13 protein-coding genes are annotated in these 14,778 nt (G+C 76.9%); 5 read left to right on the top strand and 8 right to left on the bottom strand.

The genetic code is table 11. The features are described 5' to 3' along the window. Positions 1 to 17: 17 nt before the first annotated feature. The 4 genes from CUT83_RS06540 to CUT83_RS06555 form a co-directional block, all read right to left on the bottom strand. On the bottom strand, positions 18 to 365 hold the full coding sequence (locus tag CUT83_RS06540) for a DUF1330 domain-containing protein (protein WP_101254926.1): 348 nt from the start codon (positions 363 to 365) through the stop codon (positions 18 to 20). 151 nt (positions 366 to 516) lie between these two features. Then, entirely contained in the window at positions 517 to 957 is a 441-nt protein-coding gene (locus CUT83_RS06545; RefSeq protein WP_101254963.1) for a GNAT family N-acetyltransferase, read from the bottom strand. A gap of 10 nt (positions 958 to 967) precedes the next feature. Further along, positions 968 to 1,717: an ABC transporter ATP-binding protein gene (locus CUT83_RS06550; protein ID WP_101254927.1), complete on the bottom strand. Its 750-nt coding sequence runs from the start codon at positions 1,715 to 1,717 to the stop codon at positions 968 to 970. Next, entirely contained in the window at positions 1,714 to 2,811 is a 1,098-nt protein-coding gene (locus tag CUT83_RS06555) for an ABC transporter permease (protein ID WP_101254928.1), read from the bottom strand. Before CUT83_RS06555 ends, CUT83_RS06550 begins: the two co-directional genes overlap by 4 nt. Before the next feature lie 200 nt (positions 2,812 to 3,011). Between CUT83_RS06555 and CUT83_RS06560 the strand changes: the two genes are divergently transcribed. Both CUT83_RS06560 and CUT83_RS06565 read left to right on the top strand, forming a co-directional pair. Beyond that, positions 3,012 to 4,292 (top strand): sensor histidine kinase, encoded by a 1,281-nt coding sequence (locus tag CUT83_RS06560; RefSeq protein ID WP_101254929.1) that lies wholly within the window; start codon positions 3,012 to 3,014, stop codon positions 4,290 to 4,292. After that, the gene (locus CUT83_RS06565) at positions 4,289 to 4,927 is read left to right on the top strand and encodes a response regulator (protein ID WP_101254930.1); all 639 of its coding nucleotides are present in this window, start codon (positions 4,289 to 4,291) and stop codon (positions 4,925 to 4,927) included. The genes CUT83_RS06560 and CUT83_RS06565 overlap by 4 nt, the downstream gene beginning before the upstream one ends. A gap of 54 nt (positions 4,928 to 4,981) precedes the next feature. Here the strand turns inward: CUT83_RS06565 and CUT83_RS06570 are convergent, their stop codons facing one another. Further along, positions 4,982 to 5,539: an ArsR/SmtB family transcription factor gene (locus tag CUT83_RS06570; RefSeq protein WP_240957639.1), complete on the bottom strand. Its 558-nt coding sequence runs from the start codon at positions 5,537 to 5,539 to the stop codon at positions 4,982 to 4,984. Continuing rightward, the gene (locus CUT83_RS31350) at positions 5,536 to 5,667 is read right to left on the bottom strand and encodes a hypothetical protein (RefSeq protein WP_277622929.1); all 132 of its coding nucleotides are present in this window, start codon (positions 5,665 to 5,667) and stop codon (positions 5,536 to 5,538) included. The genes CUT83_RS06570 and CUT83_RS31350 overlap by 4 nt, the downstream gene beginning before the upstream one ends. A 357-nt stretch (positions 5,668 to 6,024) precedes the next feature. On the opposite strand from CUT83_RS31350, the gene CUT83_RS06580 reads away from it, so the two are divergent. The 3 genes from CUT83_RS06580 to CUT83_RS06590 all read left to right on the top strand — a co-directional run bounded on the left by CUT83_RS06580 (position 6,025) and on the right by CUT83_RS06590 (position 9,163). Beyond that, complete coding sequence (locus tag CUT83_RS06580) at positions 6,025 to 7,368, top strand: APC family permease (RefSeq protein WP_101254932.1); 1,344 nt, start codon at positions 6,025 to 6,027, stop codon at positions 7,366 to 7,368. Between the two features lie 233 nt (positions 7,369 to 7,601). Then, complete coding sequence (locus CUT83_RS06585; RefSeq protein ID WP_101254933.1) at positions 7,602 to 8,009, top strand: YciI family protein; 408 nt, start codon at positions 7,602 to 7,604, stop codon at positions 8,007 to 8,009. 8 nt (positions 8,010 to 8,017) lie between these two features. Then, positions 8,018 to 9,163 carry an RNA polymerase sigma factor gene (locus tag CUT83_RS06590; RefSeq protein ID WP_101254934.1) on the top strand — a complete coding sequence of 382 codons (1,146 nt, stop codon included), beginning with the start codon at positions 8,018 to 8,020 and terminating at the stop codon, positions 9,161 to 9,163. 87 nt (positions 9,164 to 9,250) lie between these two features. On the opposite strand, the gene CUT83_RS06595 is transcribed toward CUT83_RS06590, so the two are convergent. Then, on the bottom strand, positions 9,251 to 11,110 hold the full coding sequence (locus CUT83_RS06595) for a hypothetical protein (protein WP_101254935.1): 1,860 nt from the start codon (positions 11,108 to 11,110) through the stop codon (positions 9,251 to 9,253). Next, positions 11,107 to 14,775, bottom strand: a complete 3,669-nt coding sequence (locus tag CUT83_RS06600; RefSeq protein ID WP_101254936.1) for a DUF5682 family protein — start codon at positions 14,773 to 14,775, stop codon at positions 11,107 to 11,109. The genes CUT83_RS06595 and CUT83_RS06600 overlap by 4 nt, the downstream gene beginning before the upstream one ends. Positions 14,776 to 14,778 lie beyond the last annotated feature (3 nt).

Raw genomic sequence — 14,778 nt, forward strand, 5'->3', positions numbered from 1 at the left:
CCCCTGGCCCACCCGGCTCACCCGGCGGGCAGGGCCTCCCGCATCGCCTGTGCGGTGGCGGCCGGGTCGTACCCCTCGGCGACGCCCTCGACCAGGATGATGTCGCCGGCGATGTGCCGGGAGCGCAGCGGTGCGATCTCCCGGTAGGCCGACGAGTCCCACCAGGCCCGCGCCTCGGCGATCCCGGGGAAGCCGATCATCACGACGTGTCCGGGCCAGCTCCCCTCCTTCACCTCGTGCCGGGTGCCGTGCACGAGGAAGCGGCCGCCGTAGGGCTCGAAGGTGGCGGGGATGCGTTCGATGTACTCGGCGATCTCCGGGTGCGGGGCCGCTTCCCGCAGGTGGGCTATGACGTAGGCGGGCATGGTGTCCTTCCGGTCGGCCGGGCCTTTCGTACGCGGACGATCCTGGCAGCCGGACGCGCCGGGGGCGATTACCCGCCGGGTCATCGCCCCCGGGCCGCACACGACCCGCCGCCCCGGCCGGGCCGCACCGCGGAATCGTCGCGGCGGGCTCTCAGGCCGGCTCGCGCACCATGAACACATCCACCGGGTCCTCGGTCTCGAGGGTGAACCCGTGCCGCTCGTAGAGCCGCCGGGCCGGACTGCCCCGCAGCACGTTCAGCCGGACGAGGACGCCATCGCGGTCGCACCGCTCCAGCAGTCCGCGCAGCACACCCGAACCGATTCCCCTGCCCTGCAGGTGCGGGGCCAGGTAGAAGTGCTCCAGCCAGTGGGCGTCCCCGGCCCGGCGCAGCGCCACGCAGCCGGCGAACGCGCCGCCCACCTCGATCACCCAGGTGTGCGCCGGGTCGAAGCCGTCCCGCAGCCGCTGCCGCACCCGCTGTTCGTCGTACCGTCCGAGCCGCTCCAGGTCGTCCCGCAGCACCAGGGCGCGCAGCTCGGCCGCGTCCGCGGCGTCCGCCGCCGACGCCTGCCGAGTATTCCAGTCCACCATGGCCGCCACGCTAACCCGCCGGATCCGCGAGGCCGTCCTGCCTCCCGCCCCTGCGACGGCCGGGGGAACGCGCGGCCCACCGGGCCGCGGAGGGCAGGCGAAGACGCCCGTCGTGCATCTCGGCGACCCGGTCGACCGCGGTGAGGTGGGCGCGGTCGTGGGTGACCAGGACGGTCGCGGTGGCCTGCCGGTGGGTGAGACGGGTGATCAGATCGACGACGGCGGCGCCGCGTTCGTGGTCCAGGGCGCTGGTGGGCTCGTCGACCAGGAGCACGGTGGGGTCGTTCATCAGGGCGCGGGCGATGTTGACGCGCTGGCGCTGGCCGCCGGAGAGCTGATGGGGGCGCCGGCCGGCCCGGTCGGCCAGGCCGACGGCGTCGAGCAGCTCCAAGGCCCGGGCGCGGGCCTTGGCCGGGGGCCGTCCGTCGATCCGCGCCATGACCTGGAGCTGTTCGGCGGCGGTGAGGGAGGGCAGCAGGTTGGGCTGCTGGAAGACGATGCCGATCTTTTGGCGGCGGAGCCCGGCGAGGTCGGCGCGGGTCATGCCGGTGGTCGTGGTGCCGTCGACGGCGACGGTGCCGCGGTCGGGGGTGACGAGGGTGGCGGCGACCGCGAGCAGGCTGGACTTGCCCGAGCCCGAGGGGCCGACGACCGCGGTGATGCTGCCCCCCGGCACCTCCAGGGTGACCCCGTCGAGGGCGGTCAGGCGGGAGTCGCCGTCGGGGTAGGTCAGGGTGACGTCGGTCAGGTGCAGGCTCATCGGGCGCTCCCCAGGGCGGTCAGCGGGTCGACGGAGGTGATGCGGCGGATGGACAGGGCGGCCCCGAGCGCCCCGAGCGCGGTCATCACGGCGGCCGGGACGAGGACGGTGGCGGGCGTGAGCAGGAAGGGAACGTCCATGCCGGAGACGAGGGAACCGACGGCCGCGGCCGCGCCGGTGCCGATCAGGGTGCCGCCGGCCAGCAGGACGACGGCCTGGCCGAGCGCGTCCCCCAGCAGGGTGGCGGTGGAGGCGCCCAGGGCCTTCAGCACGGCGATGTCACCGCTGCGCTGGATGGTCCACACGGTGAAGAAGGCGCCGACGACCAGGGCGGAGATCACGAACAGAAAGCCGCGCATCAGCTGCAGGGAGCCGTTCTCGGAGGCGTAGGAGCCGATCGCGGACAGGGAGTCGTCCCGGGCGACCGTCCTGGTGCCCGCCGCCCGGTCGGCGGCTCCGACATCGGCGGCGGAGGTGGTGTTCAGGGCGATGACGGTGGCCGCCGGTCCGTCGGCTTTGCCCGTGGGAGGCGTGATCTCCCGCCAGAACCCCAGGCCGGTCCAGACGACCGGGGTGTGGCTGAAGAAGGCGTCACCGCTCACGGCGGCGACGGTCACCCGCCGCCCGGCGAGGGTGAACGCGTCGCCCACCGCGAGGCCGAGATCGTGCGCTGCGGTGGCGGACAGGACCGCCGCGTCACCGTCGAGCCCGCTGCCGAGCCCGCCGCCGGGAACGAGCGCGGAGCCGGGCCGGACGCCGAAGACGGACACCCCGGCGCTCCTGCCGCCGGTGGCCGCCTTCGTGGTGGTGATGCCCAGCGGCTCGGCGCCGCTCACGCCGGGCGCTTGGGCCCACCGCCGCCACTGCCGCTCGGTGACGGTGGAGTCCGCGTACGACAGCTCCCCGCCCCCGTCCGGCGCCGCGAAGGCGATCGCGTCGGCGGGCAGGGAGGTGATCGCGGAGACGTTCTGCCGGCCCAGACCGGCGGTCAGGCCGGACAGCAGTCCGACCAGCAGGGTGATCAGCACGATGACGGCGCCCATCAGGGCGAAGCGCCCCTTGGCGAACTTCAGATCTCTCCACGCTACGAACACGGTGCGGCCGGCCCTTTCGGATGACACCAGGGGGAAGCCCGGGGAAAACCCGGGGAAAACGGTGTGCCCCCACCCTCGGCCGCCGCCCCCGGGGCCGGCATCTGGCCCAGGGCGGCAATCGGCGGACCGAAAGACGGTGTGCCGGTTCCAACTTTCGACAGAGGCCCGGCCGGGGGCCGCCTCCCTAGGATGGAAGGACTGTGAACACCGCCGTCCCCGCCCCGACCCCCACCACCCGGGCACTGACCTGGTGCCTGCATCTGCTGGTCGTCGGGCTGCTCGCGCTCGCAGCCGGGCGGGCCGTGGCCGACGGCCGCCCGCACGCCGGGTGGGTCGTCGCCGCGGCGGTGGTGTGCGGCCTGGTGTACGCGGCCGGCCCGCTGCTGCCCCGGGTGGGCCGCTCGCGGCGGGCCGCCGCGCTGTGGCTGGCCGCCGTGGACGCCGCCTGGCTGGTGCTGCTGGCCCTCTCCGCGGACGGGGTGTGGGTGGCGTTCCCGCTGTACTTCCTCCAGCTCCATCTGCTGCCCCGCCGCGCCGGCCTGGTCGCCGTGGCGGCCACCGCGGCGGCCGCCACCGGCGGCTACGCGGCCCACCAGGGCTCCTTCGGCGCGGCGATGGCGATCGGGCCGTCCCTGGGCGCGGCCGTGGCGGTGGCGGTGGCGTGGGGGTACCAGGCCCTGTACCGGGAGAGCGAGCGGCGCAGGCACCTGATCGAGGAGCTCACCGCCACCCGTGCCGATCTGGCCGCGGCCCAGCACACCGCCGGTGTGCTGGCCGAGCGCGAACGCCTGGCCCGCGAGATCCACGACACCCTCGCCCAGGGCCTGACCAGCATCCAGCTGCTGCTGCGGGCCGCGGAGCGGGCCCTGCCCGACGCGCCGGAGACCGCCGCCCGCCATGTCGACCAGGCCCGCCGGAGCGCCGTCGACAACCTCGCCGAGGCCCGCCGCTTCGTCGCCGCCCTCGCCCCGCCCGCCCTGGAGGGCACCACCCTGGCCGGAGCCCTGGAACGCCTGTGCGCCGCCACCGGTGCCCACCACCGGATCGCCGTACGTCTCCGCGTCACCGGCGACCTCGTACCGCTGCCGACCGCGCACGAGGTCGCGCTGCTGCGGATCGCCCAGTCGGCGCTGTCCAACACCGTCCGCCACGCCGGGGCCGCCACCGCCGAGGTCACCCTCGGCCTCCTCGGCGACCATGTCACCGTGGAGATCGCCGACGACGGACGCGGCTTCGACCCCGCCCGCCTGCCCGCACCCGACCCGGAGACCGGCGGGTTCGGGCTGGCCGCCATGCGCGCCCGCGCACACGCCCTCGGCGGGGAGCTCACCGTCGACTCCGCCCCCGGCCGCGGCACCGTCCTGACCGCCCGGCTGCCCCTGGGCCGGCCTGGCGGCACCGCGTCCGGGCCCGGCCCCGGACTCCCGTCCGGCCTCGACCCCGATCCCGTACCCGATCCCGCACCCGAGGCACGCCCGTGACCGATCCCGCCGCCATCCGCCTGCTCCTGGCCGACGACCACCCCGTGGTACGGGCGGGGCTGCGCGCCGTACTGGAGACCGAACCCGGCATCGAGGTGGTGGCCGAGGCCGCCACCGCCGAGACCGCCGTCGCCCGCGCCGCCGGGGGCGACATCGACGTCGTCCTCATGGACCTCCAGTTCGGCGGGGGGATGAACGGGGCCGAGGCCACCGCCGCGATCACCGCCCGTCCGTCGGCGCCCCGGGTGGTGATCGTCACCACCTACGACACCGACGCCGACACCCTCCCCGCCATCGAGTCCGGCGCCACCGGCTACCTCCTCAAGGACGCACCTCCGGAGGACCTGGCCGCCGCCGTACGCACCGCCGCCGCGGGCCGCACCGCGCTGGCCCCGGCCGTCGCGGACCGGCTGATGAACCGGCTGCGCACCCCCGGCACCGCTCTGACCCGGCGGGAGACCGAGGTGCTGGCCCTGGTCGCCGAGGGCCTGTCCAACCAGGCCGTCGGCGCCCGGCTCCACCTCACCGAGGGGACCGTCAAGTCCCATCTGGCCCGCGTCTACGCCAAGCTCGGCGTCGAGTCACGCACCGCCGCCGTCGCCACCGCCACCGAACTCGGCCTCATCCGGCGGTAGCGGGCGCGCACCGGGCGCTCACCGGGCGGCACCGGACGCCGCCGGGTACGGCGGTCAGGAGTGCCCGGCCGCGTACTCCTGCGCGGGGCGCACATCCAGCACGACGACATCGCCGGACTCGACCCGGGCCAGGAGCTCCTCCCGGGTGACCTCCCGGCCCGCCTCCGGTCCGAGGTAGGCGGCGCGGGCCGGTTCGACGGCGGCCTGGTGCGCCTGGGCGACCTCGCGCAGCAGCGCGAACAGACGGGCCACGTCCTCACCGGCGAGCCGGTAGTGGACGCGCACCCCCTCGCGCCGGGTTGAGACCAGACCGGCCTGCTTGAGGGTCTGGAGATGCGCGGACGCGGTGGTCAGATTCAGCCCGGCCGCCTTGGCGAGCGCGTCGACGGTGCGTTCCCCCTGGGCGAGCAGGTCGATCAGTTCCAGACGTTTTCCGCTGGCCAGAGCCTTGCCGGTGGCCGCCCGGCCGTCCGTCCGGTGAGGAAGAGCCCTTCCGGCCGCGGGCCGGCCGCGGGCCGTGCCGAGATCGCCGCCGCTCCGGGCGAACCGGATCCGGCGCGGTGGCCCCGATCTCTCGGTTCGCCCACCGAAAGCACGACCGATCCGTATCATGCCGCCCCGGCGGTGCGCCGGCCCTGAGTACTTCCGGCGGCCGCCTCCCGCACGTGCGTGCCGGTGCTCGGGCCGTGCACGCCGACCACGATCTGCCGCCCGTTCACCAGGAGACACGTCTTGACCACGCACTCATCTCCCGTGAGGGAAGCCGCCGCAGAAGGAGCCGCAGAAGGAGCCGCCGGACACACCGACGCGCTGCGCCCCGCGCCGAGCAGCCGCACGGGCGCGTTCCGCGCCGTGGCCGGCGTCCGGGGGTCCTTACGGCGGTCGAACGCCCCGCGGGACCGGACGCCCGAAGCCCTGACCTCGCCCGAGGCCGGCCGGACGGACGACGGCGACGCGGCCAACGCGGCCAACGCGGCCAACGGGCACAACGCGGCCGCCACGGTCGGGAGGGCCCGGAGACACAAACCCGGCGCGGTCCTCGGCAGCGGAACAAGAGCCCTGCGGCGGGCGGCGGACCGGGAGCGGGGAGAAGCCCGGTGACCGGCACGACCCACGACACCGCCCCCCGCGGGCTGACGCGCCGGCAGGCCGTCCCCCTGGCCATCGGATCCATCGCCGGCTCCGGCATCCTGTTCCTGCCGTCGGCGGTCTACGGCCGCGCGGGCCACAACAGTCTGCTGGTGTGGGCGCTGTCGACCCTGCTCTGCCTGCCGATGCTCCTGATGTTCGACGACATGGTGCGCGCCAACCCCGACGGCCGCGGCATCGAGGCCTTCATCCGGCTGGGGCTGGGCGATGTGTTCGCCCGCTGTGTGCCGGTGATGTTCATCGCCCTGGTCGTCGTCGGCCTGCCCTCCGGGGCGTTCGTCGCCGGGCGCTACGTCGCCCAGACCTTCGGCATGGAACGTGTCACCACCATCGTCATCGCCGTGGCGGTCCTGGTCGCGGCACTCCTGATCAACCTGGCCGGGGTGCGCGCGAGCACTCGGGTCCAGACGGCGGCCACCTGGGGACTGGTGCTGGTCGCCACCGTGCTCCTGCTGTCCGCCGCTCCTTCCGCGCGGGACGGTCTGCACACGGTGGTGCCGAGCACCGAGGGCCTGGGCGTCGTGCTGCCCGGTGTGCTCCTCGCCTTCTGGGCGTTCGCGGGTTTCGAGAACCTGACCTTCCTCGCCCGGGAGTTCCGCGACCCCGAGCGCGACTTCCTGCCGGTCAGCTCCATCGCCCTCACCGTCTACGGCGTGTTCACCATCCTGCTCACCGTGGCCATCGCGGTGACCGTCCCCCGCGACGAAGTCGACCAGGTGGTCGGGCTGCTCCAGCTCGTCGAAGCGGTCGGCTACGGCGAGGCCATGCTGTGGGCGGTCACCTTCATCGCGTGCTGCGCCATGCTGCTCAACGCGATCGCCTGGGTCTGGGGGGTCTCCCGGCTGACGTACGACGCGGCCGACAACGGCATGCTGCCGGCCGCGCTCGTCACCTCCGGCGGCCGGAGGTCCAGGAGGCGTTCGCTGGCGCTGCCGGCCGTGCTGTTCTCGGCGACCACCGTGCTGCTGGGGTTCGAGCCGTCCCTGGTCGTCGACACCACGGCCACCGCGAGCGCGATCTTCATGCTGCTGTACGTCCTCAGCATCATCTCGTATCTGCGGGTGCGCGGTCTGACGATCCGCTCGGGGCTCAACCTGGTGCTGCTCGTGGTGATCGCCATCAGCCTCGTCGAGTCCCCGCAGCACGCCCTGTACGGGGTGGTGGTCCTGCTCCTGGCGCTCGGCGCCCAGGCGTTCCGGCGCCGCGGGGAGGGGCTCGCGGCCCCCGCGGCGCCGGACGCGGCGGCTCCCGGCCGCCGGGCCCCCGAACACGCCGAAGGAGGCGACCGGTAGTCACAACCGCAGCCCCGGCCACGGTCGCGGCGGCCGAGGAGGCCGTCCGCGCCGGCATACCGGCGCGGACGGCCCGCCACGGGGCCGGGGCCCGGGTGCGGTGGGACGGCTCGTCCGGGTTCGTCCGCACGGGTCGAAAAACCCCGCGCGGTGATGTCGAGAACCCGCGGCCGGCTCCGTCCCCGGGGTGAGCGCGGCCACAATGGGCCGCACCGGCACCGAGGAGAGACACGATGGCCAAGTACCTGCTGCTCAAGCACTACCGCGGCGCCCCCGCCCCGGTCAACGACGTGCCCATGGACCGGTGGACGCCGGAGGAGATCTCGGCCCACGTGCGGTACATGCAGGACTTCGCGGCCCGGCTCGAGAAGACCGGCGAGTTCGTGGACAGCCAGGCGCTCGCACCCGAGGGGACCTTCGTCCGGTACGACGGCGAGGGACGCCCGCCGGTCACCGACGGCCCCTTCGCCGAGACCAAGGACCTCATCGCCGGCTGGATGGTGATCGACGTCGACAGCCACGAGCGCGCCGTCGAACTGGCCGGGGAACTGTCGGCCGCCCCCGGAGCGGGCGGGAAGCCCATCCACGAGTGGCTCGAGGTGCGCCCGTTCCTGACCGCACATTCCACCATCACGGAATGACCCCCCAGGTGGACGAGGCACTGCTGCGCAGTCTCGTACCGGGCGTCCTCGCGATCCTCGGCCGCCGCGGAGCCGATTTCGCGGCGGCCGAGGACGCCGTACAGGAAGCGCTTCTGGAGGCACTCCGCGTCTGGCCGGCCGACCGGCCGCGGGACCCGAAGGGCTGGCTGGTCACCGTGGCCTGGCGCAAGTTCCTCGACGCGACCCGCGCGGACGCCGCCCGCCACCGGCGCGAGGAACGGACCGGGCGGGAACCGGAACCCGGGCCGGCGCCCGCGGTGGACGACACCCTCCGGCTCTATTTCCTGTGCGCCCACCCGTCGCTCACACCGTCGTCCGCGGTCGCGCTCACACTGCGCGCCGTCGGGGGACTGACCACCCGACAGATCGCCCGGGCCTACCTGGTGCCCGAGGCGACCGTGGCGCAGAGGATCAGCCGGGCCAAGCGCACCGTGGCCGGTGTACGCCTGGACCGGCCCGGCGACGTGGCCACCGTGCTGCGCGTCCTCTACCTGGTCTTCAACGAGGGGTATTCCGGCGACGTCGACCTCGCGGCCGAGGCCATCCGGCTCACCCGGCAGCTCGCGGCCGCCGTCGACCACCCGGAGGCGGCCGGGCTGCTCGCCCTCATGCTGCTCCACCACGCCCGGCGCACCGCCCGGACCGCGCCCGACGGCAGCCTCGTGCCGCTCGCCGAGCAGGACCGCGGCCGGTGGGACACCGAACTGATCGCCGAGGGTGTGGACATCCTGCAGGCGGCCCTCGTCCGCGACCGGCTGGGCGAGTTCCAGGCCCAGGCCGCCATCGCGGCGCTCCACGCCGACGCGCCCACCGTCGAGGAGACCGATTGGGTGCAGATCGTCCAGTGGTACGACGAACTCGTGCGCCTGACCGGCAGCCCGGTCGCCGAACTCAACCGCGCGGTGGCCGTCGGCGAGGCCGACGGACCGCGCGCCGGCCTGGCGGCGCTCGCCGCGCTGGACGACTCCCTGCCCCGCCACGCCGCGGTGGCGGCGTACCTCCACGAGCGCGACGGCGACACGGCGACGGCGGCACGGCTGTACGCCGAGGCGGCCGGGAAGGCCCCCAGCCTCGCCGAGCGCGACCACCTGCTGCGCCGGGCCGCCCGGCTCAACGCCCGCCGACGCCGCTGACGGGGCCGCTGACGGGGCCGTCGGCGGGCCGAGTCCGGAGCGTCCCGGGCCCGCCGCGGCACCTCGACGCCCCGGCCGGGCCCGGGCTCACGGCCCCGCCGCCGCGGAGCGGGCGGGGCCCGGGGAGGACACACCGGCCGCGGCGGTCTCCCACGCATTCGCGCACAGCGCCCGCTCCACCGTGTCGAGATAGACCGCGGCGGCCAGCCAGGCCCGGGCGAAGCGGCCGGTGTCGGCCGGGAGCAGGCGGCCGAAGGCGTCGCGGGAGCGGTCCGCGGCGGCGGCGTGGAGGCCGTCCAGGAGACCGGCCCCCGTGACGAGGCCGAGGCGGCGCAGCCGGGCGCCGTCGCCCGACTCGCCTCCGGCGAGGGCGAGGACACGGCGGCCCCCGGAGACCGCCTGGTGGACACGGCGACGCAGCAGGTGCAGCGGGGCGGCGGCGTCGCGGTCCCCGGCGGGTGCGTTCGCGGCCTGCGGCGCGACCGCCCCGGCGGGCAGGTCCGCGCGCTGGAGGCGGTCCAGGCCGAGATCCACCCGGGCGCCGGGATCGCAGGGGTGCTCGGTGGCGAGCAGCAGGGCACGGGGGGACGGTCCGGGCACCAGTCGGGCGACGATCCGCCGCCTGCCGGCCCCGGCGGCGGCGAGCAGGCGGAGGTTGTCACGGCAGGGGAGCGCGGGATCGTCGTGGGCGGCGGCCAGCCGCAGAGTGAGACCCGCGCAGTCGGCCAGCAGGCAGTCGCCCGCCGCCTCCCGCACCGTGCCCGTGACGGCCACTTCGAGGAACAGCAGGTCCTGCCCGCCGTCCAGCGCCCGGGCCACCTGCTCGGCGGCGGGCACGGCCCACAGCCGGTCCAGCGGTTCCGCACGCCAGGCGGCGCCGGGCGCGCGGACCGCCCGCACCCCCGCCCCCGCACCCAGACGGCCCGTCGGGGAGACGGTGGCGCCGGACACGGCCAGACCCGCACGCGACAGTTCACGGTGGGTCAGGGCGGTGTCGCCGATCCGCACGGCCCGGTCGGCGGCGCCGGTCGCCCGGGCGGGCCCGCCCGGAGCCACGTCCGACACCGTGTACAGGCGCCCGTCCGCGTCGGCGGTCCAGGTGACCGCGCCCGCGTAGCCGGTAGCGGTGAGGACGGGCTCGCAGAAGAGCCCGTACAGGCGCAGGGAGCCGTCCGGGCGGTACGGCTGCCGGGCTCTGCCGCGCAGTTTGGCCAGCTCCGGACCGGTGGCGTGCGGGAGGCGGTGGGCGGTGCCCAGGGTGTCGGCCAGCGAGCCGGCGAGATCGGCGAGGCGGTGTCCGGGGTCGGCGGAACGGGCCGCGCGCACCCCGGTGACCACGGAGACCGCCGCGGCACCGGCCCGGGGGAGGCCGGCGAGCCGGGCGGTGTGCGCGGCGCGCAGGAGCTCCGCCTGGAGCACCGCGCCGGCGCCGTCCGCTCCGGCCTCCAGGACGGCGGCGGCCGCGTCGAACACCGCCCGGGCGGCGGCGCGTTGCCCGGCGGTGGCGGCCTCGAACCCGGGCCCGGGCCCGGCCACGGCCCCTCCCGTGTGATCCGCCGGTTTCGCACCCTCCTGCGCTCCTGCCTCCCCCCGCGACGCCGGGGCCTCGGCCGCCCCGGCGGGTTCCCCGGCCGCGGCGGGCTCCGGGGCCGGGGTCTCGTCGGCGACCGGCGCGGCCGAGGCCGCCGCCGCGCGGTGGAGGCAGCCGGGGGCCAGCAGGCATCCGCAGCGGATCGCGTCCACGCCGGTCACCGTCCCGCCGGGTGCGTGCAGGACGACGTCGGTCTCGTCGTCGACGGCGATCCGCACGGTGTCGCCCTCACGGGCGGCCGGCCGCGCGGCGAGCTTGGCGACGCCCGCGTCCAGCCGCTTGCGGAGCCGGGGCGTGAGCGCCGCGACGAGCTCGGCGGTGACGGACGGGGCGACCGGGGGCAGGTCCTGGCTCATGCGATCTTCTCCCCTACCCAGCGGGCGAGTTCGAGCGGACTGAGGGCGGCGACGGGCATGCCCGCGGCGACGAGCTGACCGGCGACCGACGTGGAGTAGCGGGGCCGGCCCGTGTCGTCCAGGCTCGCGCAGCCCAGGACGTGGCAGCCGGCCGAGACCAGCGCGCGGACCTCGGCGAGCAGGCCGCCGAGCGGATAGCCCTCCTCGAAGTCGCTGACGACCACGACGAGGGTGCGCGAGGGCACGGTGACCAGCTCGCGCGCGTGCCGAAGCCCCGCGGCGATATGGGTGCCACCGCCCACGCTGACCTCCAGCAGCAGCGACAGCGGGTCGTCCACGTGCCCGGTGAGGTCGACGACCTCGGTGGAGAAGGCCAGGAAGTGGGTGGAGAGCGCCGGCACCCCGGCCAGTACCGAGGCGGTCAGCGCGGCCCACACCGTGGACGCCTCCATGGACCCCGACACATCCGTGACCAGGACCAGCCGCCAGTCGGCCGCCCGGCGTCCCCGGGCGCGGAAGACCGGACGCTCGGGGATCACCCGCACCGTGCCGTCCGGGCCGCGGCGGGCCGTGGCCAGGTTGGCCCGCAGTGTGCGGGGCAGGTCCAGGCCGCCGCCGGGGCGTCTGCCCGGACGCGGCAGGGACGCGCCGTGCAGTGCGGGCCGCAGGCGGGTGGCCAGTTGCCGGGTCAGCTCCCCGACCAGCCGCCGCACCAGCGGGCGCAGTGCGGCCAGCCGGGCCTCGGGCAGCCCGCCCGCGTGTCGCAGCACGGTACGCAGCAGGTCCACCGAGGGCCGCACGGCGTCCGCGTCCAGCTCCGCCAGGACGTCCCGGCGGCCCGCCTCGGCGGCCGCCGCCAGCACCTCCTCCCGGATGCCCGGCCCGAACAGCGCGGCCAGTTCCTCGGACCACTCCCGCACCCCGGGATACGGGGCCTCCCGCCCGCCGCCTCCCGCCGGGCCGGCGAGCTCGCCCCGGCTGCCCTCACCGCGACCGCTGCCGTACAGCTCGTCCAGCGCGGTCGCCAGCGGCGCGGCGGAGGGCGGCAGCCGGTCGGTGCGGCGGCCCAGCAGCAGACGCCAGCGGTCGGCTGGGGCGAGGAGGCGGTCCCCGGCCGGGGGCACGGAGGGCGCGGCGGGCGGGGCGGCTCCGCCGGCCGCCGGGGCTCCCGGCGCGGGCCCGAGGGCGGCGTCCTCCCGGGCGTCCTTCGCCGGGGCCCCGTCCGGCCCGGGCGGCAGTCCCCACGAGCGCAGCGTCTCGCGGGCCGTGAGGTCCGCCTCGGCCCAGGCGGCGAGGGCGGCCGGATCGACGCCGCCGGTGTCCGCGACACGCGTGGTGCCCAGGCGCTCCTCGACGGCCGCGAGGAGGCGGTCGCGGGCCGCGGGGCTGAGGGTGTCGAAGCCGCCGCGCAGCGCGGGGAGCCGGTCCAGGAAGTCCCGGTCGGGCAGCTCGGTCACCCGGTCGAGCAGGGGCTCCAGGGCGGGCGGCGCCGCCTCCAGCAGCGGGCCCGCGGCGGTCAGCAGCCCGCCGAGCCGGGCGGTGAGCGCGGTGCGGGAGCCGGGGTCGGCGGCCCCGTCGACCCAGGAGGCCACGCGGTCGCCGAGGGCCCGCGCGTCCTCGTGCCCGAGCAGGACGCGCACGGCCGCGGCGGCGCCGCGCATCAGGTGGGAACCGTCGGCGGACAGGCGGGCCAGGGCGCCGGACAGCCGGATGCCGCCCAACAGGTCGGCCCGGGAAGAGAGTTCGAGCAGGGCGCGGGCGTCGGCCGGGTCCTCGGACCCGGTCAGGCCGTCCACCTGCCGCACCGCCGCCGCCGTGAGCGGCTCCGCGGCGGCCGCCGCCCGGGCCTCACGGCCGCTCTCGGTGCCGAGCCCCGGGACATGGCCGGCCCGCAGCCGGTCCAGCAGGGCCAGTCCGGCCAGGAGTTCCGGCAGGGTGCCGGTCCGTGGCAGGACGTCGGCGACCTCGCCGAGCCGCTCGTCCGCGAGCCCGGCCAGACCGCACTGAGCCGCCTGCCGGAGCCCTTCGAGGGCCTGCGCGGCCGTCGGCCCGCCCTCCTCGCGCTCCAGGCGCCGCCGTTCGCGCAGCACGCCCTCGGCGGCCTGCGCGGGGGTGACCCCGCGTGCGCCGGCCGCGGTCAGCATGGCCTCCGTGGCGGGCGTCCAGCGCACCTCCCAGCGGGAGGTGAGGGCCTCGGCGCCGCCCGTGCCGACGACCTGCCCGGCCTCCCCATAGGGCACCCCGCACACCGCCAGCCGTCGCAGCAGCAGTTCACGGCGGCGGTCGAGATCGGAGCGCAGCGGGTCCAGCCGCAGGTTCCGCGAGGGGCCGGGGCCGCCGGAGGAGGGGCCGGGCAGGCCCAGCCGCGCCACCTCGGCCTCGACCGCGGGGGCCAGGCCGCTGCGCGGCGCCCGCGGGGCGGGGCGCCCGCCGCGCGTGCCGACGAGCACCCGCTCCATCGCCCGCGCCACGGCCCGCCCCCGCCCGTACGGCTCGCCCTGCGCGAGCACCGCCTGCACGGCCTCGACCAGCTCCCCGCGGCCCGCCGCGGGCAGACCGCGCAGCCGGGCGAGGTCCGAGGCGAGCCGGGTTATCTCCCGCGCGTCGGCGGGGCCCGAGGGATGCCCCAGGCTCCGCAGCTCGCCGCAGACGCGCACGGCCGCCCGCGTCAGGGCCTCGGTCAGCGCGGCCGGGTCACCCGCCGCGTGCAGGACCATGTCCTGCCACTGAGGATCCCGGATGCCCGCCGGGTAGCCGGACCGCTCGTCGAGGAGGGCGTAGGTGTAGGGGATCAGGGAGGTGGTCCAGGCGGGCAGCCCCGCGCCGGCGGCCGTCCCGGCCTCCCCGACGCCGGCCTCCCCGACGCCGGCCTCCCCGCCGTGCTTCTGCCCGGCCTCCTGCCCCACGAGCGCCGGGGCGTGGAACGCGCCGACCACCACGGCGGCCCGCTGACCGTGTGCGGTGGCCTCGGCCAGCCGGGCCCGCATCCAGCGCTCGCGGCGCAGGTCCAGCTCCGGTACGCCGCCCGAGGCGGCCGCGTCCTCGCGCAGCGCCCACCCGGTGAGCAGGGCGGCCCGGCGCAGGGCCTCGGGCGGGGAGCCGGGAGCGGTCGCCTCGACGAGCCGGTCCCACAGGTCGTCCCCCGCGCGGCCCGTCAGCCGGGCCCGCAGGGCGGCGGCGAGACGGGGCCCGCCGGTTCGCCCTTCCCCGGCCCGCCGTCCCCAGGCCCACGCGGGGTCGGCGAGCGGCAGGTCGCAGGCGATCACCTCGACACCGCGCCGGGTGGCCCAGCGCACGGCGGCCAGCTCGGGCGAGAAGTCGGCGAACGGGTAGAACGCCGGCCCCCCGCCGCCGCTCCCGTCCGCGGGGACGGCGGCCAGTGCCACCGGGGCACGTGTCTCCTCGTGCCCCAGCCAGGGCAGCCACCGCTGCATCTCGGCGGGCAGTTCGACCAGCAGCACCTCCGGCTCCGCCGCGTCCAGCAGCGCGGGCACGGCGGCGGCCAGGGAGGGCGCGTGGTGCCGTACGCCGACGAGGTAGGGCGCGGACGGGCCGGTGAGGGCGGCGAGCACCTCGCCGGGCGGGGCCGGCGCGGCAGGGGTGTCGGGGAGGGGAGAGCCTTCCGCGGTGGGGGAGACGGGGGCGGCCCCGTGGGAGAGTGACACGGC

Origin of the sequence: Streptomyces barkulensis, assembly GCF_002843305.1 — a bacterium.
Classification (GTDB): Bacteria; Actinomycetota; Actinomycetes; order Streptomycetales; family Streptomycetaceae; genus Streptomyces; species Streptomyces barkulensis.